This window comes from Acidimicrobiales bacterium (genome assembly GCA_035294085.1).
Taxonomy (GTDB): Bacteria; Actinomycetota; Acidimicrobiia; order Acidimicrobiales; family Bog-793; genus DATGLP01.
Genome location: DATGLP010000014.1, coordinates 62196 through 85086 on the forward strand (window position 1 = coordinate 62196; position 22891 = coordinate 85086).

The window sequence follows — 22891 nt, forward strand, 5'->3', positions numbered from 1 at the left end:
AGTAGGTGGCGTTGATGGAGAAGGGGAGCGGGAACCAGCTCCGCCTCGACCCCCTCTCGGGGCGGTGGGTGGCCGTGTCCACGAGGCGCTCGGAGCGAGCTGCCGCCTTCCTCCCGCGCCAGCCGACGCCGGTCGACGTCGTGACGAGCTGCCCGTTCTGCCCGGGAAACGAGGACGCCACGCCGCCGGCGCTCGAGACCTACGGCAACGAGGGCGAGTGGCTCGTGCGCGTCGTTCCGAACCGCTACCCGGCCTTCGAGGGCAACGAGCCCTTCGTCGTCGTCCACCGCGGGCCGGTGTTCACCCAGGCGCCCGCCAGCGGGATCCACGAGGTGCTCGTCTTCTCCCCCGACCACCACCGCCAGTGGGCCTCCTTCGACGACCACCAGAGCGACCTCGTCATGGCCGCGATCCGGGACCGCATCGAGGAGCACGAGTCGACGCCGGGCCTGCGCTACAGCCAGCTCTTCGTGAACTTCGGCCGAGAGGCGGGGGCCTCCCTCGAGCACCCGCACGGCCAGCTGCTCGGGATCCCCTTCGTCCCGCGCGAGCTCGTCGACGAGCAGGGCGGCTTCGCCCGCTTCGCGGGCGGCTGTCTGCTGTGCACCGCGGCGGAGGCCGAGGAGCGCGCCGGCTACCGCCTGATCGAGGCGGGCGAGCACGCCGTCACCTTCGCCCCGTTCTGGAGCGGGACGCCCTACGAGATGCTCATCGTGCCGCGCGCGCACGAGGCGCACCTGCACCGGGCGAGCCCGCTCGACCTGTTCGGCGTCGGCATCGCGGTGCGCAACGCCCTCGCGGCGCTCGAGGCGCACTGCGGCGACCTCGCCTACAACGCCGTCTTCCACGCCGCCCCCTACCGGGCCTCGTCGCCGTTCCACTGGCACGTGCACATCCTGCCGAAGCTGACGACGCGCGCGGGCTTCGAGCTCGGCACCGGGGTCTACATCAACGTCGTCTCGCCCGAGCACGCCGCCGAGGACCTGCGGCGCGCGCTCGGCGAGCTCGCCCGTCAGCCCTCGGCAGGGCTCGCCTCGTAGCGACGGTCGCGCACGAGGGCGAACGCCTCGAGCAGGAGACCTGCCGCGGCCGGGTGCCCCGGCAGGAGGCGGTCGATGCCGGGAGCGGCGCGGTAGCCCTCGAGGAAGGCCTCCTGGTTGCGCCGCGCCCAGGCGCCGGCGAGCGCCTCGGCGAGCTCGGCCTCGTCGCTCGGCCGCAGCTGCGCGGCCTCCCGGGCGACCTGGCGCAGCGAGAAGCACATGTCGGCGACGTCCTCGAGCGGCGAGCCCGTGCGCGCCGGGAGCGAGGTGTGCGGCCGGCGCGACGCGTAGAGCGGGTCGTCGGAGAAGCCGGCGACGACCCACCCCGGCTCGGCGCGCATCACGCGGCGCAGGTGGTAGTCGCCGTGCAGTCGGATGGCGCGCCCCGTCGTCCCCGGCTCGAGCGCCGCGATCGCCCCGACGAGCGAGCGGGCGCGCTCGAGGCGCTCGAGCCCCTCGCCGCACCCCGCCGCCACGATGGCCGCCAGGGCCTCCGGCGTCGCGACCCGGTCGCCGAAGGCAGCGGCGAGGGCGAGGTGGAGGGAGCCGGTCATCGCCCCGAGGCGGCGCATCTCCGAGGCGAGGTCGCCGCCGGTCGCCGAGGTCGCCTCCTCGAGGTCCTCGGCCGGCGCGCCCGAGGCCTCGCGCACCTCCGCGGCGCGCGCGAGGAGGTCGCGAAGCGACGTCAGGGCGAGCAGGCGTCCCTCGAGGGCGCCCGGGAGGAACTCGCGCACGAGGGCGACGTCGAAGCCCTCGGCGCGCCAGGCCGCGATCGGGGCGAGCATCGCGTTGAAGCCGACGCTGTCCAGGCGCAGCATCGCCTCGACCTCCGGGCGCACGCCCGGCTCGAGCACGCGGTAGCACTTCATGAACAGGCGGTCGTCGAACACGAGCGACGCGTGCGAGACGAGGGTCGAGACGTGGCGGACCCGCTCGGCGTGCTCGGCGCCTTGCGTCGCGAGGTCGAGGAGCTCGAGGGCCAAGGTGTCGTCGGCGAGCGCCTCGTAGACGAGGACGTCCTCGCCGCCGTCGTCCGCCGACCCGATGATCGCCTCCTCGCGCCCGCCGAGCATTCCCGCCACCGCGGCGGGGTTGCGCCAGCCGACGAGGAGCTGGAAGCGCCGCTCGCCGCGCCCGACGAGGAGCCGGGCGAGCCCCGGGCGCCCGTCGCGCAGCACCGAGTACGAGAGCAGGGCCGCTGGCGCCGGCGCGAGGCCGGCGATCGCCAGGCCGAACCAGGGCTGGCGCTCGAGGTAGGCGAGCGCGAGGGGCGCGAGGGACTCGGCGGTCGGTGCCATCAGCGCTCCTCCAGCTCGAACCAGTAGAAGCCGTAGGGACCGAGGGTGATCTGGTAGCCGTCGGTGGCGGGGGGGAACGCCGAACGGCCGATCAGCTCGATCGGCCGGAGCCCCTCGAAGCGTCCCAGGCTGAGCTCGGTGGCCTGCGCGAACCGGGAGAGGTTGGCCACGCACAGGATCGTCTCCCGCCCGCCGGGCTCCCCGCGCTCGCCGGAGCGCACGTAGGCGAGCACCGACGGGTTGTCGGCCGGCAGCACCTCGAGGCTGCCCGTGGCGAGCACGAGGTGGTGCCGGCGGATCGCGAGCATCCGGCGCAGCCAGTGGAGGAACGACGAGGTGTCCCGCAGCGCCGACTCGACGTTCAGCGCCTGGTAGCCGTACACGGGGTCCATGAGCGGCGGCAGGTGGAGCTGCGCGAAGTCGGCCCGGGAGAAGCCGCCGTTGCGGTCCGGCGTCCACTGCATCGGCGTGCGCACCGCGTCGCGATCGCCGAGGTAGATGTTGTCGCCCATCAGGATCTCGTCGCCGTAGTACAGGACGGGCGCCCCCGGCAGCGACAGCAGGAACGCGTAGAGCAGCTCGGCGACGCGCCGGTCGTTGTCGATGAGCGGCGCGAGCCGGCGCCGGATGCCGAGGTTCTTGCGCATCCGCGGGTCCGCCGCGTACTCCTGGTACATGTAGTCGCGCTCGTCGTCGGCGACCATCTCGAGCGTCAGCTCGTCGTGGTTGCGCAGGAAGATCCCCCACTGGCAGTTCGGCGGGATGGCGGGGGTCTGGGCGAGGATCTCGGTGATCGGGAACCGCTGCTCGCGGCGCACCGCCATGAACATGCGCGGCATGAGGGGGAAGTGGAAGCACATGTGGCACTCGTCGCCGTCCCCGAAGTAGTCGACGACGTCGGCGGGCCACTGGTTCACCTCGGCGAGCAGCACCCGCCCGGGGAAGTCGCGGTCCATCTCGCGCCGCAGCCGGCGGAGGAAGGCGTGCGTCTCGGGCAGGTTCTCGCACCTCGTCCCGTCCCGCTCGTAGAGGTAGGCGACCGCGTCGAGGCGGAAGCCGTCGAGGCCGACCTCGAGCCAGAAGCGGAGCACCGAGACGATGGCGTCGCGCACCTCGGGGTTGTCGAAGTTGAGGTCCGGCTGGTGGTGGAAGAAGCGGTGCCAGTAGTACTGACCCCGGACTGGGTCGTAGGTCCAGTTCGACGGCTCGGTGTCGCAGAAGATCACCCGCACGTCCGACCAGCGCTGGTCGTCGTCGGACCACACGTACCAGTCCGCCTTCGGGTTGTCCCGCGACGAGCGCGACTCCTGGAACCACGGGTGCTGGTCGCTCGTGTGGTTGATGACGAGGTCGGCGATGACCCGGATGCCGCGCGCGTGCGCCTCGTCGACGAGGCGCTTCACGTCCTCGACGGTGCCGAGCTCGGGCGCCACCGAGAAGTAGTCGGCCACGTCGTAGCCGCCGTCGCGAAGCGGCGAGGGGTAGAACGGGAGGAGCCAGATGCAGTCGATCCCGAGCCACGCGAGGTAGTCGAGCTTCTCGATGACGCCCTCGAGGTCCCCGACGCCGTCGCCGTCGGAGTCGTAGAAGCCCCGGACCCCGAGCTCGTAGAAGACCGCCCGCCGGTACCAGTGGGGGTCGTCGTCGAGCGGGCGTGCGCGCTCGGCGACGCCGAGGCTCACGAGGGACGGGTCGCGAGCGGGTGCAGCCATCGAGCGAGAGGCTAACGGCGCGGCGGACTCACGCCCCGGCCCTCGCCGGGGCGGCTGGCCACGTCACGCCGACCGGACGCGCTCGACGTCCGCCCCGATGGCGACGAGCTTCTCGACGAAGCGCTCGTAGCCACGGTCGATGTGCTCGACGCCGGTGACCGAGGTCTCGCCCTCGGCGACGAGCCCGGCGAGCACGAGCGCCGCGGCGGCGCGGATGTCGGGCGCGCGCACCGGCGCCCCGGACAGGCGGGGCACCCCCCGCACGACGGCGTGGTGGCCCTCGGTGCGGATGTCAGCGCCCATCCGGCGCAGCTCGTCGACGTAGCGGAAGCGGCCGGCGAAGAGGTTCTCGCTCACGATCGCCACCCCCGAGGCGACGCTCAGCATCGTCACGATGAAGGGCTTGTAGTCCGTCGCCACCCCCGGGTACGGCAGGGTCGACACGTCGACGGACCGGAGCGAGCCGCTCGAGCGCACGAGCAGGCCCGAGGCGGTGACCTCGATCTCCATGCCCATCGCCGTCAGCTTCTCGAGCAGCATGTCCATGTGGTCGTGGCGCGCGCCGCGCAGGTGGACCTCGCCGCCGGCGAGCCCGACGGCGGCGCAGAACGTCGCCGCCTCCACCCGGTCGGCGACCGTCACGTGCGTCGCCGGGTGCAGCTCGTCGACCCCCTCGACCTCGATGCGCGACGTCCCCGCCCCCCGGATCCGGGCACCCATCGCGACGAGCAGCTCGGCGAGGTCCTGCACCTCGGGCTCGCGCGCCGCGTTCTCGATGAGCGTCGACCCCTTGGCCAGGGTCGCCGCCATGAGCACGTTGTCGGTCGTGGTGTGGCTCGGGTACTCGAGCACGACCCGCGTGCCGACGAGGCGGTCGCAACGTCCCTCGACGTAGCCGTGCTCGGTCGTGAAGCGCGCGCCGAGGTCCGAGAGCGCCTTCAGGTGCATGTCGATCGGCCGCTGCCCGAAGTCGTCGCCGCCGGGGAGCGAGACGCGCGCGAAGCCCTGGCGAGCGAGCAGCGGGCCGAGCACGACGACCGACGCGCGCATCTTCTCGACGAGCTCGTAGGGGGCGACGGGCGTGAGCGCCTCCGGGCAGGTGACCTCGAGCGCCCCGTCGGCGCCGCGCGCCACCCGCGCCCCGGTCGCGGCGAGCACCTCGCCCATGATCGCCACGTCGGTGATGCGCGGCACGTTGTGCAGCCGCGTCGTCCCCGGGGCGAGGAGGCACGCGGCCATGAGCTTGAGCGCCGAGTTCTTCGCGCCCTGGATGACGACCTCGCCGGCGAGGTCGCGGCTCGGCCTCGCGATGATGCGCTCCATCGCCGGCAGCGTAGTGTGGCGCGCGCCCGCGTCCGCGGGCCCACGTTGCGCCGGTACCGCCTGCCCTCTAAGGTCGATCGCCGTGGCGAACGAGCGGCAGGCGCCCGACCGGAACCTGGCCCTCGAGATCGTCCGGGTGACCGAGGCGGCGGCCGTCGCCGCCAGCCGCTGGATGGGTCGCGGCGACAAGGAGGGGGCCGACGCCGCCGCGGTCGACGCGATGCGCTTCGTCCTGCACACCGTGTCGATGGACGGCATCGTCGTCATCGGCGAGGGGGAGAAGGACGAGGCCCCGATGCTCTACAACGGCGAGCGCATCGGCGACGGGTCGCCGCCCGAGGTCGACATCGCCGTCGACCCGATCGACGGTACACGCCTCACCGCCCTCGGACGCGGCGGCGCGCTCTCGGTGATCGCCCTCGCCGAGCGCGGCACGATGTTCAATCCCGGCCCCGCCGTCTACATGGAGAAGCTCGCCGTCGGCCCGGAGGCGGCCGGGCGCGTGTCCATCGAGGCCACGCCGGCCGAGAACCTGCGAGAGATCGCGAAGGCGAAGGGGACCTCGGTCGGCGATCTCACCGCCATCGTGCTCGACCGGCCGCGCCACGCCGAGCTCATCGAGGAGATCCGGCGTGCCGGCGCCCGCATCCGGCTCATCACCGACGGGGACGTCGCCGGGGCGATCGCGACCGCGTGGCCGGACTCGGGCGCCGATGTCCTCTTCGGCATCGGCGGGACCCCCGAGGGGGTGATCGCCGCGGCCGCCCTGCGGGGGATGGGCGGCGAGATCCAGGGCCGGCTGTGGCCCCGCAGCGAGGAGGAGCGCGCCGCGATCGAGGCCGCCGGCTACGAGATCGACAAGGTCCTCGGCATCGACGACCTCGTTCGCAGCGACAACTGCTTCTTCGCCGCGACGGGCATCACCGACGGCGAGCTGCTGCGCGGCGTGCGCTACACGAGGGCCGGGGCGACGACGGACTCCCTCGTCGTGCGCTCGATGTCGGGGACCGTCCGGCTCGTCGTCGCGCGGCACCGCATCGAGAAGATGCGCCAGTTCCGCCTCATCGACGTGGCGAACTGAGGCGTTCGGCCCCGAGCCGTGCCGGCGGCGTCGGGGCGCGCGCCGGCTCGACGTCAGCCGTGGAGGGCGACCCCGACCTGCAGCGCGAACCGCACGATGCCGGGCGTGCGCGCGCGGTCCTCGATCTCGGCGACGTCGGTGACGACGACGTCGACGGGCACCGGCAGGTCCGTGAGGGAGCGGAGCATGGCGATCACCGCATCGTGGTGACGACCCTCGAGGCGATCGAGGACGACGAGCACGTCGATGTCGGAGTCCGGCCCGTCGTCGCCCCGGGCGACCGAGCCGAACAGCACCACCTTGCGCGGCGCGAAGCGCTCGACGAGCCGGTCCACGACGTCGGGTACCCACTCCGACAGCGCCCGCCCCCCGTAGGTGGCCTTGCCAGCCCGTACCTGCCGGTCAGGGGCCGCCATCGCGACCTCCACGCGTCGCCACCCAGGCGCCGGCGCGCCGGCTCGCCGGGACGGCGAGGTGCCCGATCACCGGGGCGCGCCCGGCGGCACGATCGCAGCCCTCGGGCAGCCCGGCGTCTCCGAACGGCTGGGCGCGCCGGCTCGCCCGAGGCGCGCCGGCTCGCACGCGGCCCGTACCCGGCGCGCGCGGCACCTTCGGCCATGCGCTCGGCCGAATCGCCGTCCGCCTCGCGAGGGCGCCGAGGGCGTCGCACGGCGCAGCGGCGCCTGCGACGACGCCTCCGCTCCTGACGCAGCGCCACCTCGCGACATCGGCACATCGTCGCAGGTTCTCGCCGGCCAGGCCAGACGGGTGCCGCGGGGCAGCGGCTGGTCGGTCCGGCCGGGGCCCGAGCCGCTTCGAGGCGCGGCACGGGAGGGGGGCCGCCGCTCGCCGGCCGCCTGCGATCTCGCGCCAGGCGCGAGGTGGGCTCGTCCGGCCGGCCCCGCCGGGCTCGACGCGCCTCGACGACTGCCCCGGACCGACGCCCGGCCCGTCGGCCCGGACGCAGGGGCCGCGGGCGGCTCACGTCGCCGATCCGCCTCGGCGGCGCCCCCCTGCCGCCCCGGGTCGATCGCCGCGTGCGACCCGGCGCGCCGGTCGCCGACGCCCGCGCGCGGCGCGCCCCGCATCGGCCCGTGAGGCGGCGAGCGCGAGCTCGGTCAGGAGCCCCGCTGCCTCGCGCTCGCCGAGCCCGTGGTCGCGGCACAGCGAGCGCCAGGTCCCGAAGGACACGGCGTGGCCGACCACGGCTCGCACGCGAGCCGGCGCGGCGGGGAAGGCGGCGGCGAGCACCGACGCGTAGCCGTGTTCCGCACGGCGCAGCTGGTCGCGAACGGTCGCCGGCACGTGCTCGAGCTCGCCGTAGATGCGCGTCAGCATCGCCTCCCCGTCCCGGTAGTAGCGGTAGAGGTCCTCGAGGCCCGCCGTCAGGCGCTCCTCGGGATCGTCGATCCGTGCCCAGGCCTCGGGGTCGGGCAGCCGCTGGCGCGCCAGCCAGTGCGCGGAGCACGCCGCATAGAGCGCCTCCTCGTCGGGGAAGTGGCGGTAGACGGTGAGGCGCGTCACGCGCGCGGCCTCGGCGATGGCCGCGATCGTCGTGGCGCGCGGTCCGAGCGTCTCGTGCATGCGCACGGTCGCCTCGACGATGCGCCGGCGCGTCGCCTCGACTTGCGCCGCCCGGCGCACCATGCGGTACGCGCGTCGCTTGGGTGAACGTTGCTGTTCAGCCAACCCTTGACGCCCCCTCGAGGATGAGGCCATCATTTCGATGAACGCAAGCGTATCTTCAAGAGGAAGGAGCCCCCGATGGCCGAGCGCGCGGCGCCCGTGACGGTCGTCCGGCCGGGCGAGGGAGCCGAGGGGTCCCTGGGGTCGATCGGCGTGGTGTTCAAGCTGTTCGGCAAGGACACCGGGGGGCAGCTCTCGATCGTCGAGCACCCCTTCCCCGTCGGGGCGATCGTCCCCCCGCACCTGCACACCCGCGAGGACGAGTTCTCGATCGTGACCGAGGGCGAGATCGGCTTCCGCTCCGGCGACGACGAGGTCGTCCTCGGCCCGGGCGGCTACGTCACCAAGCCGCGCAACGAGCTGCACACGATGTGGAACGCGGGCCAGGTCCCGGCCCGGATGATCGAGGTGATCCAGCCCGCCGGCTTCGAGGGCTTCTTCTGGGAGCTCGCCGAGCACCTCGCGGCCGGGGCGCCCGACCCGCAGACGGTGGGGCGCCTCGCCGAGCGCTACGGCCTCGTCTTCCGGCAGGCGCCGTGGCTCGCCGACGTCGTCGCCCGCTACCACCTGCCCGAGCGCGATCCCTTCGGCCCGGCGTGAGGCGACCGGCCCCGGCGCGCCGGGTCCTCACGCGCGCAGGCGCCGCTCCATGACGGCGAAGTCCTCGCCGTCGCGCCAGGCCGGCAGGCGTGCCGTCGCCTCGTAGCCGCGCCGAGCGCACGCCTCGGCGCCACGTCCGGACGCCGCGACCAGGAGGCGCACCCGCGCGCAGCCGCGGGCCAGCGCGAGGCGCTCGACCTCGCCGAGCAGCTGGCCGCCGACGCCGAGGCCGCGCTCGACGCGCGCGACCACGAGGTCGTCGAGCTCGACGACGTCGCGGTGCACCGCGCCGGTCGCGAGCCCGACGAGACGCTCGTTCTGCCAGGCCGTGATGGCGAAGGGTTCGGCACCGGGTCCGCAGCCTCCCTCGCCCGGCGCGCCGCGCTCCTCGGCGGCCCAGGCGAGCGCCCGTTCGTCGAGGCGGCCGCTCAGGCGGAAGGACAGCTCGCGACCGCCGCGCCCGACCACGACGGGGGCGCCGAAGGCGACGTCGGCGATCACCCGCCACGGCCGCAGCGGCGCGTCCTCGTCCTGCTCGAGCAGGCTGATGCGCTCGACGAGGACGTCGGCTCGGTAGCCGGCGAGAGCGCGCAGCGCGGCCGCGAGGCGCTCGGGAGGACAGCGCGCCAGCGTGACGTGGGGCACGAACGGCCGCACGGGCCGACCCGGCGGGGGCGCGAGCGGCCCGGCGGCGAGGGCACCCTGCAGCGCGGCGAGCCGGCCCGCCGCGTCCTCGACCGCGAGGTAGACGACGCGGCTGCCCCGAGCGAAGGTCGCCGGCGGGCCGAGGCGGAGCTCGATCGGCGCGGCGCCGGCCGCGCTGCGCCGGAGATGGGCGAGCACGGCGTCGAACTCGTCCTCGCGGACGTTGCGCGGGGGCACGAGGGTCACGTGGGCCGCGAGCCGGTCGAGCTCTCCGCTCGACAGGGCGCGGCGCAGCCCGTCCACCTCGGCGGCGACGCGCCCCTCGAGGACGAACGCCACGAGGAGCCGCCGGCGCGCCGCCACCGCTACGAGCCGGGCGCCGCCCCCGCCGCCTCGAGGCGCACCCGGGCTCGGCGCCGCGCCGCCTCGGCGGAGTCCGGGGCGAGCAGCCCGAGCATCGCGCCGACGAGCCGCTCGGCGCCCGGGACCGCCTCCGGCCCGGCCTCGACCACCTCGGCGCGCGCCTCGGCTGCCTCGAGGGCGCGCCGGGCGCGCGCGACGTCGATCTCGCCCGCCAGCTCGGCGACGCCGGCGAGGATCTGGACCTTCTCGGCGTCGACGTGGACGAAGCCGCCGTGCACGGCGGCGCGCACCTCGGTCCCCTCGCCCGCCGCCGCCCCGGGGCCGGCGATGCGCACGACCGAGATGTCCACGGCGCCGACGAAGTCCTCGTGGCGAGCGAGGAACGCGATCTCGCCCTCGTCGGTGCGCATCGACACCTCCTCGGCCTCGCCCTCGTACAGGACGCGCTCGGGCGTCACGAGCTCCACGCGGAACGTGGCGGCCATCTGCTAGGCCCCGGCGAGCTGCTTCGCCTTCGCGAGGACGTCGTCGACGCCGCCGACGTTCAGGAAGGCCTGCTCCGGAACGTCGTCGAGGTCGCCGCCGACGAGCGCCTCGAAGCTGCGCACCGTCTCGTCGATCGGCACGTAGACGCCGGGCTGGCCGGTGAAGACCTCGGCGACGAAGAAGGGCTGGGAGAGGAAGCGCTGGATCTTCCGGGCCCGGGCCACCGTGAGGCGGTCCTCCTCGGAGAGCTCGTCGAGACCGAGGATGGCGATGATGTCCTGGAGCTCGTTGTAGCGCTGGAGGATCCGCTTGACGGCCTGCGCGCAGTTGTAGTGGCGCTCGCCCACCACCTCCGGCGCCAAGATGTTGCTCGTCGAGGCGAGCGGGTCGACGGCCGGGTAGATGCCGAGGGCGGCGATCTGGCGGGACAGCTCGGTCGTGGCGTCGAGGTGGGTGAAGGTGGTGAACGGCGCCGGGTCCGTGTAGTCGTCCGCCGGGACGTACACGGCCTGCAGCGACGTGATCGAGCGTCCCCGCGTCGAGGTGATCCGCTCCTGGAGCTGGCCCATCTCGTCCGCGAGCGTCGGCTGGTAGCCGACGGCGGAGGGCATCCGCCCGAGCAGCGTGGAGACCTCGGAGCCCGCCTGGACGAAGCGGAAGATGTTGTCGATGAACAGGAGCACGTCCTGGCCCTTCACGTCGCGGAAGTACTCGGCCATCGTGAGGGCCGAGAGCGCGACGCGCAGCCGCACGCCGGGAGGCTCGTCCATCTGCCCGTAGACGAGGGCGGTCTTCTCGATGACGCCGGACTCCTGCATCTCGAGCCACAGGTCCGTGCCCTCGCGTGTCCGCTCGCCGACGCCGGCGAAGACCGACACGCCGCCGTGCTGCTGCGCGACGCGCCGGATCATCTCCTGGATGAGCACGGTCTTGCCCACGCCGGCACCGCCGAACAGGCCGATCTTGCCCCCCTGCACGTACGGCTCGAGCAGGTCGATGACCTTGATCCCGGTCTCGAACAGGAGCCGCCGCGGCTCGAGCTCCTCGAAGGGGGGCGGCTCGCGGTGGATCTCCCAGCGGTCGTCGGGCTGGCCGATGTCCTCGGTGTCGAGCGGCTCGCCGATGACGTTGAAGACGTGGCCGAGGACGGCGTCGCCGACGGGGACGGTGATCCCCCGCCCGGTGTTGCGCACGACCGCGCCGCGCCGCAGGCCGTCGGTCGGCTTGAGGCAGATGCAGCGCACACGGCCCTCGCCGATCTGCTGCGCGACCTCGGCCGTGATCACGACCTCGCGCCCTTCGACCTCGAGCGGCACCTCGAGGGCGACGTTGATGCCGGGTAGCGCGTGCGGCGGGAACTCGACGTCGATGACGGGACCGGCGATCGCGACGACCCTGCCGTCCTCGAGCGCCGTCTCGCTCGCGGGGCGCGTCTCGGTGATGCTCATGCGGCCTACTCCTCGCTGTAGGGGATAGCGACTGCCCGCTCGGCGCCAGCGGCGCGCCGGAGCGCCTCCGCGCCGCCGACGATCTCCATGATCTCGGTGGTGATCGCCTCCTGCCGGACGCGGTTCATGACGCGGCGGAGGTTGACGATGAACTCCTCGGCGTTCTCGGTGGCCGCCGCCATGGCACGCTGGCGCGCGGTGTGCTCGGAGGCGGACGCCTCGAGCAGTGCCTGGAAGACCTCGGCCTCGGCGTACTGGGGGACGAGGAGCTCGAGCAGGTCGGCGGGGCCGGGCTCGAAGTCGTAGAAGCCGGCGGGCGGGCCGTCCCGGTGGAGCACGCCCTCGGGCGGGACGAGGGGGAGGAGCTGGCGGACCTCGACGCGCTGGAGGCCGGCCGAGACGAAGCGCGTCGAGACGAGCTCGACGAGGTCGACCTCGCCGGCGAGGAAGGGGGGCACGACCTCGTGCGCCACGCGACGCGCGTCGGCGAAGGTCGGCCGGTCGGTCACGTGGGTGAGGGCGCAGTCGATCCGCCGCCCCCGGAAGCGGAAGTAGGACTGGGCCCGGCGTCCGACCGTGACGAGGCGGTAGGACCGGCCCTGCGCCTCCCCCTCGGCGAGGAGGCGCTCGGTGCGCCGCAGCACCGTCGAGTTGTAGGCGCCGCACAGGCCCCGGTCGCTCGCGATGGCGACGACCGCGACGCGCCCGGGCGCCTCGGGAGATCCGAGGAGGCGCGACCCGCCGGGGCTGTCGGCTGCGGTCACCGCGAGGACGCGCCCGATCCCCTCGACGTAGGGGCGGGAGCCGGCGATGCGACCCTGGGCGCGCACCATCTGGGAGGCGGCGATCAGCTCGAAGGCGCGTGTGATCTTCTTCGTCGCCTCGACGCTGCGGATCCGCCGCCGCAGCACGCGCTCCTGGCCGCCCGCCATCTACCCCGCCTCGCTCGTGCCGGCGGGCGCGCCGGCGGAGAACGCCGCCTTCGCCTCCTCGATCGCGTCGACGAGCTTGCCCTCGTCGGGCAGCGCCCCGGTCGACCGTACGTGCTCGAGCAGCTCGGGGTGCGAGGCGCGCAGGTGCGCCCTGAGCGCCTGCTCGAAGCGCTGGACGTCCTCGACCGCGAGGTCGTCGACGAGGCCGCGCACCCCCGCGAAGATGACGAGGACCTGCTCCTCGACCGGCATCGGCTGGTTGATCCCCTGCTTCAAGAGCTCGGTCAGCCGGTAGCCGCGGTCGAGCTGCGCCTGGGACGCCTTGTCGAGCTCGGAGCCGAACGTCGCGAAGGCTTCGAGGTCGCGGAACTGCGCGAGGTCGATCTTCAGCGAGCCGACGACCGACTTCATCGCCTTGATCTGCGCGGCGCCGCCGACGCGCGAGACGGAGATGCCGATGTTCATCGCCGGGCGGACGCCCGCGTTGAACAGGTCGGCCTCGAGGAAGATCTGGCCGTCGGTGATCGAGATCACGTTCGTCGGGATGTAGGCCGAGATGTCACCGGCCTTCGTCTCGATGATCGGCAGCGCCGTGAGCGAGCCGCCGCCCATCGCGTCCGAGAGCTTGGCTGCTCGCTCGAGCAGACGCGAGTGCAGGTAGAAGACGTCCCCGGGGTACGCCTCGCGCCCGGGCGGGCGGCGCAGCAGGAGCGAGAGCTGGCGGTACGCCTCGGCCTGCTTGGAGAGGTCGTCGTAGACGATGAGCGCGTGCTCGCCGCTCTCCATCCAGTGCTGGCCCATCGCGCACCCGGCGTAGGGGGCGAGGTACTTGAAGGGCGCCGACTCCGAGGCGGGCGCCGCGACGACGACCGTGTAGTCGAGCGCCCCGAACTCCTCGAGGGTGGACACGATCTGGGCGATCGTCGAGCCCTTCTGCCCCACGGCCACGTAGATGCACTTCACGCCCGTGCCCCGCTGGTTGATGATCGTGTCGAGGGCGATCGTCGTCTTGCCGGTCTTGCGGTCGCCGATGATGAGCTCCCGCTGCCCGCGCCCGATCGGGGTGATCGCGTCGATCACCTTGATCCCGGTCTGCAGCGGCTCGCACACGGGCTGGCGCTTGACGATGCCGGGCGCCTGGATCTCGAGGCGCCGCAGCTGGGTCTCGCCGAGCGGGCCCCGGCCGTCGACCGGCTGGCCGAGCGGGTTGACGACGCGCCCGAGGAGGGCGTCGCCGACCGGCACCGACAGGATGCGGCCGGTGGCGCGCACGAGCTGCCCCTCGTCGAGGCCCTCCACCGGGCCGAGCACGACGGCGCCGATCTCGTCCTCGTCGAGGTTGAGGGCGAGCCCGAGCTCGCCGTTCTCGAACTCGAGGAGCTCGTTCACCGAGGCGTTCGGCAGGCCGCTGATGCGCGCGATCCCGTCGCCCACCTCGGCGATGCGCCCGACCTGCTCGGCGGCGAGCTCGGTGCGCAGCTCGGAGAGGTGGCGTGCGAGCGCCCGGGCGATGTCGTCGGGGTTGATCGTGAGCTCAGCCATGGTGGTCCTTTCGGGTCCTCGAGCCTTCGTCGTTCAGGCACCCGGCGCGAGCAGGTCGCGCAGGTGCTCGAAGCGCTGCCGCAGCGTGCCGTCGATGACGAGGTCGCCGACGCGCACCAGCATGCCGCCGACGAGCGAGGGATCGACCACGACGCGCAGCTCCACCTCGCGCCCGACGAGGCGCGCCAGGGCCGCGGCGAGCCGGTCTGCCTCGGCTCGCTCGAGCTCGACCGCGGCGCGCACCTCCGCGAGGCGCCGGCCGCGCTCGAGGGCGGCGAGCTCGACGAGCCACTCGATCGTGCCGACGAGGTCGCGCACCCTCCCGGCGCGCAGCACGTAGGAGACGAGGCGCACCGTGGCCGGGCGGGCGCGCCCCGAGAGCAGGTCGGCCACGACCGCGGCGCGCGCCGCGTACGGCGCGTTCGCGTCGACGAGGGCGCGGCGCAGCTCCGGGTAGTCGTCGACGAGGCGGGCGACGCGGAACAGCTCGTCCTCGACCTCCTCGACCTCGCCGACGGCCGCCAGCTCCTCGAGGACGCGCTCGGCGTACCCGCCGATGCGCCGGCGCGTGAGCGCCCGGGAGGCGGCCGGCTCGGGCTGGGCGGGCGCGCCCGAGCGGAGCCGGTCGAGCGCCGCCGAGCCGAGCTCGACGAGCTCGGCGACGACGCGGGTGAACTCGCGGGCGTTCTCGGCACGCACGGCGAAGGCGACGAGCGACGCGCTCGGGGCGGCGCCCCCCTCGAGCAGGTCGCCGACGATGGCGGCGCGGGTCGCGGCCTCGATCCCCGGGTCGCACAGCACCTGGCGCAGCTGCGACGAGCGGGTGAGCGCGCGCGCGAGCTCGACGAGCTCGGCGACGACCTCCTCGAGACGCCCGGCCGCCGCCGCGCTCTCGAAGGCGGCGGCCGCGTAGCCGCGCACCCGCTCGTTCACGCCGACACCTCCGCCTCGGCTGCCGCGATCGCCTCGTCGATGAGCCGGTGCTGCAGGGCGGCGTCGAGCTCGGCGGCCACGACCCGGCGCGTCGCCTCGAGGACGAGCAGACCCACCTCGGTGGCGACCTCCTGCTCGGCTCGCGCACGCTCGCGCGCCACCTCCACCTCGGCCCGCTCGACGAGGCGGGCGCGCTCGGCCTCCGCCCGGCGTCGCCCCTCGGCGACGAGCTGCTCGGCGGCGCGCCGCGCCTGGGCCACGACGGCCTCGGCGTCGGCCTCGGCCGCCTCGAGCGCGGCGCGCCGGTCCGCCACGAGCGCGGCGGCGGCCGCCCGGGCCTGCTCGCCCGCGTCGAGCTGGGCGGCGATCGCCTCGGCGCGCCTCTCCAGCGCCGTCCGCAGGAAGGGGACGACGTAGCGGACGATGAAGGCGATGACGAAGACGAGCGCGACGAGCTCGAGGACGTAGGACTCGCCGAAGTTCGCCGCCGCCAGCACGCTCAGACTCCGCTGCCCGCGCGTGCGCGCGACGCGACCTCGTCGATGACGTCACGATGGCGCGCCACGTCGACGCTCACCCCCACGACCGCCTGCGCCGCCTCGGCGACGAGCACGTCGAGGCGCCCGGCGAGCTCGTCGCGCGCCGCGCGCCGGGCCTGCTCGATGAGCGGGGCCGCCGCCGCGACGATCCGGTCGTGCTCGGCCGTCCCCTCGGCGCGCGCCTCGGCGACCAGGCGCTCGACCGTGCGCGCTGCCTCCTCGAGCACGGCGCGCCCGGCCGCGCGCGCCGCCTCGAGGCGGTCGAGGCGGGCCTGCTCGAGGCGCGCCGCCTCCGCGCTCCCCTCGTCGCCGGCCTCGAGCCCGGCGCGGATCCGGCGCTCCCGCTCCTCGCGCGCCGCGGCGAGCGGCGGGAGGACCACCTTCGCCATCGCGCCCAGCACGACGAGGAAGATGACGAGCTCGGCGATGAAGGTGCCGTTCGGCAGCAGGAAGATCGAGCCGAGCGCCATCTCCCCCCTACTTCTTGTAGAGGACGAAGACGAACAGCGCCATGAAGACGAGGTTGATGAAGTACATCGCCTCGACGAGGCCGACGACGATGAACATGATCGTGAACAGCCGGCCCTGCGCCTCCGGCTGGCGGGCGACGCCGGCGATCGTCTGGGAGCCGGCGAGGCCGTCGCCGATGGCGGCGCCGACGGCACCGCCGCCGAGCGCCAGCCCACCGCCGACCATCGCGCCGGCGAGCTGGATCGCTTGCTGCGTGGTGTCTGCTGGCATGTCCTTCTCCTGTGTTCGGGGAACGCGAGCGGCTCGGCGGCCAGGGTCTAGTGGCCGGTCCCGGCGACCGCCGACTCGAAGTAGAGGATCGTGAGGAGGGCGAAGATGAAGGCCTGGATCGGCCCGACGAAGAGCCCGTCGAACAGCTTCCACACCGTGTCGAGGAGGGGGATCGGCACGATGAGCTTCACCGGCAGCAGCTCGGCGATGAGCACGAGCATGAGGCCCCCGGCGAAGATGTTGCCGAAGAGACGCAGCGTGAGCGTGATCGGCTTGACGGCCTCCTCGATCACGTTGAAGAGCACGAAGCCCTTGAAGGGGCGGAAGTAGTGGGCGAGGTAGGAGCGGATGCCCTGCCGCCGGATCCAGGTGGCGTGCACGGCGATGATCACGAAGGCGGCCATCGCGAGCGGGAAGTTGATGTCGCCCGTCGGTGCCGGCAGGTACTGCGGGGTGTGGCCCGTGGGGAGCAGCTCGAGCCAGTTCGCGAGCAGGATGAAGATGAACAGCGTCACCGCGAGTGGCACGATCGGGCGGCCGGCGTCGCCCATCGCCGCGCGCACCTGGTCCTCGACGCTGCCGACGATCGACTCGAAGGCGAGCTGCGCCTTCCCCGGCACCCCCGAGGTCGCCCGGTGGCGCACGTAGAGGCCGAAGCCGAGGAGGAGCACCCCGGCGACGAGCGTCGACACGATGGTGTCGACGTCGAAGGTCATGCCGAAGGCGCGCCGGGTGATGTGGTCGCCGACGGGGATCGTCACGGCGAGCGCTCCGCTCACGCCGCCAGCCCCCTCGTCCCGTGCTGGAGCAGCGATCGCACGAGGTTCGCGAGCAGCGCGACGTAGAACAGGGCGATGCCGATGGCGCTACCGAGACCGAGCGGCACGGACAGAGCGCTCAGGCCGATCACGAGCGCCGTCGTGGCGGCGAGACGGTAGAGCGTGCGGGCCGCGAGTGCCCGCTTGGGCCGGGCGGGCGCGCGCTCGCCGACGCGACGGAGCGAGACGAGGACCAGGCGGACGTTCCCGAGGCCGAGGCCGAGGCCGAGGACCGCGCCCAGGCCGACGAGGGCGTGCCCGAGGAGCGCGCCGAGCACGAGCGCGACGACGCCGAGGGCGAGGGACCAGACGATGGCGCGCCGGAGCACGCGCGCGACCTCGGGCACGGGAAGTTGCTCGAGCAGGGCAGCGAGTCGGTCCATCGTGTCGTGGCTCGTGCGGCTCCCGGCGGGGCCGGTCGCTGCGCTTGTCCTAGAGGTACCTCTTGATCCGCCGGTACGTCACCGCGAGTGCGGCGCCGCATCCTAGTCCGAGGCCGATGAAGGTCGCGCCGGCGCCGGTCCTCGCGGAGGTGTCGACCCAGTACCCGATGCCGACGCCGGCACCGATGCACAGGGCGGACACGACCCCGATCCCGGCCAGCTCGAGCAGGCTCGGGCCCCGCCGCTCCCCCATGTGGCGGCCTATCCTCGCATCGGGTCGTCCGGGCGGGCAAAACGGCTGCCGAGCCCCTGGTCAGCGCCCCGACCTCGCCACAGGGTGCGGCGCCGGGCGTGCCGCCGTGCCCGCCGTCGGGCTCGCCGCGGCGAGGCGAGGTCGCGCTCGCCCGCTACCGCGACGCCCGCCGCCGTGCTCATGACGACGCTCAGCGGCTTCGCCGCCGGCCCGGCTCCTGCCGCCGCCGGCGCGCTCGGCGGGGCGTCCTCGGCGAGGGCGGTGCGCGAGCCGGGCCGGAAGAGCGTGTAGAGGGCGACGCCGAGGACCGCCGCGCCGACCGGGACGTAGGCGTTGGCGCGCGAGTCGAACGTCGGGAGGAGCGCGACGGCCGAGAGCACGGCCGTCCAGGCCCACAGCACGAGGACCGAGCGCCGGTGGCCGTGGCCGAGGAGGAGGAGGCGGTGGTGGAGGTGGCCGAGGTCGCGCTGCGCGAGCGAGGCACGCCGCACCGTGCGGCGCACGATGGCGAAGGCCGTGTCGAGGATCGGCACCCCGAGGATGAAGAAGGGGATGAACAGGGGGGCGAAGCGGAAGAACGTGAGGCCGGCGACGTCCTTCGCCGCGGTGGGCGAGCCGACGCGCCCGCCGATCTCCATCGTCGCCGCCGCGGTGAGCAGCCCGAGGAAGAGGGCGCCCCCGTCCCCCATGAAGACCCGGGCCGGGTGGAAGTTGTGGGGGAGGAAGCCGACGCACACGCCACAGGCGATGACGGCGATGACCGGCCCGAGGTTGTCGGACGTGAGGTCGCCGAGGTGCTCGAGCTGCAACCCGTAGACGCAGAGGGCGCCGCTCGCGATGCCGACGATCCCCGCGGCGAGGCCGTCGAGGCCGTCGATCAGGTTGACGGCGTTCGCCATCCCCACCACCCACACCGCGGTGACGAGCGGGAGCGCCGAGGGGGCGAGGACGATCGGCCCCGCGACGAAGGGGATCTTGAAGTAGTACATCGTCACGCCGAGCGAGACGAGCACCATCGCGGCGAGGACCTGCCCGGCGACCTTGGCCGGGGCGGAGATGTCCCGCACGTCGTCGACGAGGCCCACGGCGTAGATGACGAGGCCCCCGAGCACGACGCCGACCGGCTCGGACGAGCCGCGGAAGATCGGCGCGAGCGGAGCGAGGCGCGAGGCCGCGGCCATCGCGACGACAGCGCCCACGAGCATCGCCGCCCCGCCGACCGTCGGCGTCGGCGCCATGTGGACACGCGCCTCCCCGGGCTGGGCGAGGGCGCCGAAGCGCAGCGCGATGCGACGCACCGGGAAGGTGAGGAGGAACGTGGCCGCCGCGGCGATCGCGAAGACGGCGACGTAGGAGGCGTAGAAGGCCACCTCCGCCCGCCCGCTCAGGCGCTCGTAGGGGCGCCGATCGACGGGTAGGGATCGAACGCGGCGCACAGGGAGCGGACCTCCTCGCGCACCGCGGCGAGCTCCGCCGGCTCGTCGTGCCGCCGCAGCACCCGGGCGATCAGTCGACCGACCTCGGCGAACGCGTCCTCGTCCATCCCGGCGGTCGTCTCGGCCGGTGACCCGAGGCGCAGTCCGCTCGTGATGAACGGCGAGCGCGGGTCGTTCGGAATCTGGTTCCGGTTGCAGGTGATGCCGGCGCGGTCGAGCGCCTCCTGGGCGACCTTGCCGGTGAGATCGGGGTCGAAGGCGCGCAGGTCGACGATCACCTGGTGGTTGTCCGTGCCCCCGGCGACGAGCCGGAACCCCTCGCGAGCGAGGCTCGAGGCGAGCGCGGCGGCGTTGCGCACGACCTGGGCCGCGTAGTCCTTGAACGCCGGACGGGCGGCCTCGCCGAACGCGACCGCCTTCGCGGCGATGACGTGCTCGAGCGGCCCTCCCTGCAGGCCCGGGAACACGGCCTGGTCGATCCGGCGGGCGAGGTCCGCGCCGCAGAGGATCGCGCCCCCCCGCGGCCCGCGCAGGGTCTTGTGCGTCGTGAGGGTGACGACGTCGGCGACGCCCACCGGGTTCGGGTGCGCGCAGCCGGCGATGAGGCCGGCGGGATGGGCGGCGTCGAACATGAAGAGCGCCCCGACCTCGTCGGCGATCTCCCGGAACGGCTGCGGGTCGATCGTCCTCGTGTACGCCGTCGTGCCCGCGACGATGAGGCGCGGCCGCTCGCGCCGGGCGAGGTCGCGCACCTGGTCGAGGTCGATCCGCTCGCCCGAGCCGTCGTCGGCCGCGGGGGTCACGCCGTAGGCGACGAAGCGGTAGGTCTTGCCGGTGATGCTCACCGGGGAGCCGTGGGTGAGGTGGCCGCCCTGGTCGAGGCGCATGGCGAGGATCGTCTCCCCGGGCTCGACGAGGGCGAGGTAGACGGCGAGGTTCGCCGAGGCGCCCGAGTGGGGCTGCACGTTGGCGTGCTCTGCCCCGAAGAGCGCCTTCGCCCGCTCTCTGGCGAGGTCCTCGACCTCGTCCGCGAAGACGTTGCCGCCGTAGTAGCGCCGTCCGGGGTACCCCTCGGCGTACTTGTTCGTGAGCACCGACGCCGTCGCCTCGAGGACGGCGGGCGAGGTGAAGTTCTCCGAGGCGATGAGCTGGATCGTCGAGCGCTGACGGTCGAGCTCCTCGGCGAGGATGCGGGCCACCTCCGGGTCGCTCGCCGCGAGGCTCCTCGCCGCGCTCATCGCCCCGCCTCGAGCGCTCGCAGCTTCTCGACGCGCGCCACGTGGCGGCCGCCGGCGAAGCCGGTGGCGAGGAAGGCGTCGACGGCGTCGAGCGCGACGACCGGGCCGAGCAGGCGCGCCCCGAAGCAGACGACGTTGGCGTCGTTGTGCTCGCGCGCGAGGCGCGCCGAGCTCACGTCGTGGCAGACGGCGGCACGCACGCCGGGGACCTTGTTCGCGGCGATCGCGATCCCGATCCCCGTGCCGCAGCAGCACACGCCGAGCTCGACGGCGCCGGCGGCGACCGCCCGACCGACCGCCGCGCCGTAGTCGGGGTAGTCCACCGGCTCGAGGTCGTGCGTCCCGAGGTCGCTCACCTCGTGCCCGAGCTCGGCGAGGTGCTTGGCGAGGACGTCCTTGAGCGGGAGCCCCGCGTGGTCCGAGCCGACCGCGATCCGCATGCGCGCCCTCACCCCCGCCGGCCCGCGAGGAAGGCCGCGACCGCGTCCTCGGCGCAGCGGGCAGGCGCGCCGCTGGCGCCGAGGCGCGACCGGCCGGGGCTGCCCCGGACCGCCGCGACCGCACGACGCGTTGCCCGGGAGCGAGGAGGCGCCACGGCCGGCAGTCTACCGAGCCGGCGAGCGGGCGAGCCCGGCGGACGGCGGTAGCCTCGCCGCCGATGGACGCCGTGGTCGTCGAGGGCCTCGCCAAGCGCTACGGCAGCCTCCAGGCCGTGCGCGGCGTCTCGTTCCGGGTGCGCCGCGGCGAGGTGTTCGCGCTGCTCGGGCCGAACGGCGCGGGCAAGACGACGACGGTCGAGATCCTCGAGGGCTTCCGCGAACGCGACGGTGGCCGGGTCGAGGTCCTCGGGCAGGACCCCCGGTCCCGGGAGCGTGCCTTCCGGGCACGCCTCGGCATCGTGCTCCAGGAGCTCGCCGTCGAGCCGATGCTCACGGTGCGCGAGGCCGTGGCGCGCAACGCCGGCTACTACCCCAACCCGCGACCGGTCGACGAGGTGATCGAGCTCGTCGGCCTGCGCGACAAGGCGGGCACGAGGGTGAAGCTGCTCTCGGGCGGCCAGCAGCGCCGCCTCGACGTCGCCCTCGGGATCGTCGGGCGTCCCGAGCTCCTCTTCCTCGACGAGCCGACGACCGGGTTCGACCCCTCGGCCCGGCGCGACGCCTGGGAGCTCGTGCGCTCGCTCAGCGACGGCGGGACGACGATCATCCTCACGACGCACTACATGGACGAGGCGGAGGCGCTCGCCGATCGAGTCGCCGTCATCGCGAGCGGCGCGATCGTCGCCGAGGGCCCCCCGGCGTCGCTCGGCGGGCGCGACGTCGGCGAGGCACGCATCCGCTTCCGCCTCCCGCCGGGTTCCCCGGCGCCCGAGCTGCGCGGCGTCGCGGTGCGCGTCGAGGACGGCCTCGTCGAGGTGGCGACCGACGAGGAGGTCGCCGTCCTCCACGAGCTCACCGGGTGGTCCCTCGAGCACCACGTCGAGCTGGTGGGCCTCACCGTCGAGCGCCTCACGCTCGAGGACGTCTACCTCCGCCTCACCGCCACGGCGCCCGAGGTGGAGGCGAGCCGATGAGGCTCGCCGGCGTGCGGCGGGACCTGCGCCTCGTGGCCCGCCAGGTCTACTACGAGCAGCTCGCGTTCTGGCGCAACCCCTTCGGCGCGATCTTCACCATCGGCTTCTCCGTCATCTTCCTCCTCCTCCTCGCCTCCAGCGCGAGCGCGCGCCTCCGGCAGATCGGCGACATCCGCGCCGTCCAGTACTACGTCCCGGGCTTCGCCGCCTACGGCGTGATGTCCGCCTGCTTCAACACCCTCGCCGTCAACCTCGTCGGGCGGCGCGAGACGGGTCTGCTGAAGCGGCTGCGGCTCAGCCCCCTGCCGACCTGGGCGCTACTGGCGGGGATCTTCTGCAACCTCATCCTCATCTCGGCGCTGCAGGTCGCGCTCCTGCTCATGATCGGCCACTTCGCCTACGGGGCGCTGCTGCCGCGCAACGTCGGCGCGTTCGTCCTCGCGCTCGCCGCGGGCGTCGTGTGCTTCAGCGCGCTCGGCGTCGCCGTCTCCTCGCTGCTCCCGAACCAGGAGGCTGCGGGCCCGATCATCGGGATCGTCTACTTCGTCCTCCTCTTCCTCTCCGGCCTGTGGTTCTACCTGCCCCCTCGCTCGGGACTCGCGAGGGTGGCGGACTACTTCCCCGTCCGCCACTTCCTCCTCGCGGTGCAGGCGCCCTTCGAGTTCCAGGCGAAGGTCTCGCCCTGGTCGTTCGGCGACCTCGCGGCGCTCCTCGTCTGGGGGGCGGCTGCGACCGCCGTCGCGCTGCGCCGCTTCCGCTGGGAGCCGCGGCACCACTAGCTACCTACCTCGCTACCTCGCCACCGGCGGCGTCGCGCCGCG

Annotated in this window: 25 protein-coding genes; 5 read left to right on the top strand and 20 right to left on the bottom strand. The window is 74.1% G+C overall.

Going from position 1 to position 22891, the window contains the following annotated elements; genetic code table 11:
* The first annotated feature begins 14 nt into the window (after positions 1-14).
* Positions 15-1040, top strand: a complete 1026-nt coding sequence (locus tag VKV23_05200; protein HLI15435.1) for a DUF4921 family protein — start codon at positions 15-17, stop codon at positions 1038-1040.
* Here the strand turns inward: VKV23_05200 and VKV23_05205 are convergent.
* The 3 genes from VKV23_05205 to murA form a co-directional block, all read right to left on the bottom strand.
* Positions 1013-2338, bottom strand: a complete 1326-nt coding sequence (locus VKV23_05205) for a hypothetical protein (protein ID HLI15436.1) — start codon at positions 2336-2338, stop codon at positions 1013-1015. The two genes, VKV23_05200 and VKV23_05205, sit on opposite strands and share 28 nt — an antisense overlap.
* Positions 2338-4050, bottom strand: coding sequence for a maltose alpha-D-glucosyltransferase (gene treS, locus VKV23_05210; GenBank protein HLI15437.1), 1713 nt, complete (start codon positions 4048-4050; stop codon positions 2338-2340). Before treS ends, VKV23_05205 begins: the two co-directional genes overlap by 1 nt.
* 63 nt (positions 4051-4113) lie before the next feature.
* Entirely contained in the window at positions 4114-5373 is a 1260-nt protein-coding gene (gene murA / locus VKV23_05215; protein ID HLI15438.1) for a UDP-N-acetylglucosamine 1-carboxyvinyltransferase, read from the bottom strand.
* 82 nt (positions 5374-5455) lie between these two features.
* Here murA and glpX point away from each other — a divergent pair, with 82 nt between their 5' ends.
* Positions 5456-6454, top strand: coding sequence for a class II fructose-bisphosphatase (gene glpX / locus VKV23_05220; protein HLI15439.1), 999 nt, complete (start codon positions 5456-5458; stop codon positions 6452-6454).
* A 53-nt stretch (positions 6455-6507) separates the two neighbouring features.
* Here the strand turns inward: glpX and VKV23_05225 are convergent, their stop codons facing one another.
* On the bottom strand, positions 6508-6870 hold the full coding sequence (locus VKV23_05225) for a nucleotidyltransferase domain-containing protein (GenBank protein ID HLI15440.1): 363 nt from the start codon (positions 6868-6870) through the stop codon (positions 6508-6510).
* 565 nt (positions 6871-7435) lie between these two features.
* Positions 7436-8098 (bottom strand): TetR family transcriptional regulator, encoded by a 663-nt coding sequence (locus VKV23_05230; GenBank protein HLI15441.1) that lies wholly within the window; start codon positions 8096-8098, stop codon positions 7436-7438.
* 120 nt (positions 8099-8218) lie between these two features.
* On the opposite strand from VKV23_05230, the gene VKV23_05235 reads away from it, so the two are divergent.
* Positions 8219-8740 (top strand): cupin domain-containing protein, encoded by a 522-nt coding sequence (locus VKV23_05235; protein ID HLI15442.1) that lies wholly within the window; start codon positions 8219-8221, stop codon positions 8738-8740.
* A 27-nt stretch (positions 8741-8767) separates the two neighbouring features.
* On the opposite strand, the gene VKV23_05240 is transcribed toward VKV23_05235, so the two are convergent.
* Genes VKV23_05240 through rpiB form a run of 15 tightly spaced genes read right to left on the bottom strand, consistent with a single transcriptional unit; the run spans position 8768 to position 20937 of the window.
* On the bottom strand, positions 8768-9748 hold the full coding sequence (locus tag VKV23_05240; GenBank protein HLI15443.1) for a 2'-5' RNA ligase family protein: 981 nt from the start codon (positions 9746-9748) through the stop codon (positions 8768-8770).
* A 2-nt stretch (positions 9749-9750) separates the two neighbouring features.
* On the bottom strand, positions 9751-10233 hold the full coding sequence (atpC, locus tag VKV23_05245) for an ATP synthase F1 subunit epsilon (GenBank protein HLI15444.1): 483 nt from the start codon (positions 10231-10233) through the stop codon (positions 9751-9753).
* Positions 10234-10236: 3 nt separating this feature from the next.
* Positions 10237-11682, bottom strand: a complete 1446-nt coding sequence (atpD, locus tag VKV23_05250) for a F0F1 ATP synthase subunit beta (GenBank protein ID HLI15445.1) — start codon at positions 11680-11682, stop codon at positions 10237-10239.
* A gap of 5 nt (positions 11683-11687) precedes the next feature.
* Entirely contained in the window at positions 11688-12614 is a 927-nt protein-coding gene (gene atpG / locus VKV23_05255; protein ID HLI15446.1) for an ATP synthase F1 subunit gamma, read from the bottom strand.
* Positions 12615-14156 (bottom strand): F0F1 ATP synthase subunit alpha, encoded by a 1542-nt coding sequence (gene atpA, locus VKV23_05260; protein ID HLI15447.1) that lies wholly within the window; start codon positions 14154-14156, stop codon positions 12615-12617.
* Positions 14157-14189: 33 nt separating this feature from the next.
* Positions 14190-15089 (bottom strand): ATP synthase F1 subunit delta, encoded by a 900-nt coding sequence (gene atpH / locus VKV23_05265; GenBank protein ID HLI15448.1) that lies wholly within the window; start codon positions 15087-15089, stop codon positions 14190-14192.
* On the bottom strand, positions 15086-15586 hold the full coding sequence (gene atpF, locus VKV23_05270; GenBank protein ID HLI15449.1) for a F0F1 ATP synthase subunit B: 501 nt from the start codon (positions 15584-15586) through the stop codon (positions 15086-15088). The genes atpH and atpF overlap by 4 nt, the downstream gene beginning before the upstream one ends.
* A gap of 2 nt (positions 15587-15588) precedes the next feature.
* Positions 15589-16098, bottom strand: coding sequence for a hypothetical protein (locus tag VKV23_05275; GenBank protein ID HLI15450.1), 510 nt, complete (start codon positions 16096-16098; stop codon positions 15589-15591).
* 7 nt (positions 16099-16105) lie between these two features.
* Positions 16106-16369 carry a F0F1 ATP synthase subunit C gene (locus VKV23_05280; GenBank protein HLI15451.1) on the bottom strand — a complete coding sequence of 88 codons (264 nt, stop codon included), beginning with the start codon at positions 16367-16369 and terminating at the stop codon, positions 16106-16108.
* A gap of 47 nt (positions 16370-16416) precedes the next feature.
* Positions 16417-17148, bottom strand: a complete 732-nt coding sequence (atpB, locus tag VKV23_05285) for a F0F1 ATP synthase subunit A (protein ID HLI15452.1) — start codon at positions 17146-17148, stop codon at positions 16417-16419.
* On the bottom strand, positions 17145-17570 hold the full coding sequence (locus VKV23_05290; protein ID HLI15453.1) for a hypothetical protein: 426 nt from the start codon (positions 17568-17570) through the stop codon (positions 17145-17147). Before VKV23_05290 ends, atpB begins: the two co-directional genes overlap by 4 nt.
* A 49-nt stretch (positions 17571-17619) precedes the next feature.
* Entirely contained in the window at positions 17620-17823 is a 204-nt protein-coding gene (locus VKV23_05295; protein HLI15454.1) for a hypothetical protein, read from the bottom strand.
* 8 nt (positions 17824-17831) lie between these two features.
* Entirely contained in the window at positions 17832-19259 is a 1428-nt protein-coding gene (locus tag VKV23_05300) for an MraY family glycosyltransferase (protein ID HLI15455.1), read from the bottom strand.
* A complete protein-coding gene (gene glyA, locus VKV23_05305; protein ID HLI15456.1) occupies positions 19208-20497 on the bottom strand; it encodes a serine hydroxymethyltransferase in 1290 nt (429 codons plus the stop codon). Before glyA ends, VKV23_05300 begins: the two co-directional genes overlap by 52 nt.
* The gene (gene rpiB, locus VKV23_05310; GenBank protein HLI15457.1) at positions 20494-20937 is read right to left on the bottom strand and encodes a ribose 5-phosphate isomerase B; all 444 of its coding nucleotides are present in this window, start codon (positions 20935-20937) and stop codon (positions 20494-20496) included. The genes glyA and rpiB overlap by 4 nt, the downstream gene beginning before the upstream one ends.
* A 218-nt stretch (positions 20938-21155) precedes the next feature.
* Between rpiB and VKV23_05315 the strand changes: the two genes are divergently transcribed.
* Entirely contained in the window at positions 21156-22070 is a 915-nt protein-coding gene (locus VKV23_05315; GenBank protein HLI15458.1) for an ABC transporter ATP-binding protein, read from the top strand.
* Positions 22067-22849, top strand: a complete 783-nt coding sequence (locus VKV23_05320; protein HLI15459.1) for an ABC transporter permease — start codon at positions 22067-22069, stop codon at positions 22847-22849. The genes VKV23_05315 and VKV23_05320 overlap by 4 nt, the downstream gene beginning before the upstream one ends.
* The last annotated feature ends 42 nt before the right edge of the window (positions 22850-22891 follow it).